The 1,126-nt window shown below is 69.6% G+C and carries 1 pseudogene; it reads left to right on the top strand.

Annotated elements, in window-relative coordinates:
- Positions 1-67: 67 nt before the first annotated feature.
- Positions 68-820 (top strand): annotated as a pseudogene (gene lexA / locus ACFWZ5_RS46515) (transcriptional repressor LexA).
- Positions 821-1,126 lie beyond the last annotated feature (306 nt).

Genomic DNA, 1,126 nt, shown 5'->3' with positions numbered 1-1,126 from the left:
GCCATGCCGGGCCCGGAGGCCAGCGGTCCTCTTGCAGGACCGCGAAGAAGATAACGGGGGATCTTCCATGCACACCACCACGGCCCTGCCCGGCCGCCCTCCGGGAATCCGCGAGGACGCCGACGGCCTGACCGACCGCCAGCGGGCCGTGCTCACCTGCATCCTCGACTCCGTCCTCACCCGCGGGTACCCACCGTCGATGCGCGAGATCGGAGAGGCGGCGCAACTCTCGTCCACCAGCTCGGTTGCCCACCAGATCAACGCGCTTGAGCAGAAGGGCTTTCTGCACCGGGATCCGCGGCGCCCGAGGGCGTACGCCCTCGCTGACCACGCTTGAGCCCTGATCGGCGGCCGCGAACTGCCCACCCCCTCCGATGCGTACCTGGCCGCGCGGGCCGAACAGGCCGAGCGGGCCGCTGCCGTGGCCCAAGTGTCCCTCCTCGGCCGGATCGCTGCCGACGATCACCTCCCGGCAGGGCAGGACGTCCGGGAGGTGATGCCGATGCCGCGCTCGGTGGTCGGCCACGGGGAGCTGTTCGCGCTGACCATCGTCGGCCAGAGCATGATTGACGCAGGCATCCGCGACGGCGACGTCGTCACTGTCCGCCGGCAAAGCAGCGCCGAGCCCGGTGACATCGTGGCCGCCGTGGTCGACGGCGAAGCCACGGTGAAGAAGCTCCGCATCACGGGCAACGGGGTGTGGCTCATGCCCTGCAATCTGGCCTATTCGCCGGTCCGCCTGGACGACGGCGGTGCCATCCTGGGCAAGGTCACCGCGGTGATGAGGTCCCTAGAGCGCCGTCCCATCCCAACGAGCTGATCGGGAGCGAAGCCCCAGTCGCAGCCCGCCAAGAGTCTTGACAGGTGCGCCGGTTCTCTCGTTCCGTTCCAGGCCCAAAGAGGGAGGAGTGTCCGGGGCCCGCCTCAATGGCTCCGGACACCCCGCGCAGGGCAGGTGTGGATCAGTCGACGTCGGGGGCGCAGCCGCTGGGCAGTACGCGTTCGAGGTAGTTGTTGAGGGTCGCCTCGTCGAGGGTGCCGTCCATGTTCAGAGCGCGGTGGAGGGCGGATCCGGTCGCCATGGGCGGGATCTGGTGGCGGCTGTCCATCTGGCGCAGGATGTCCG

This window comes from Streptomyces sp. NPDC059003, from assembly GCF_042740445.1.
GTDB lineage: Bacteria > Actinomycetota > Actinomycetes > Streptomycetales > Streptomycetaceae > Streptomyces.
The sequence above is the reverse complement of the archived record's forward strand: the minus strand, read 5'-3'. Positions and strand labels throughout refer to the sequence as shown.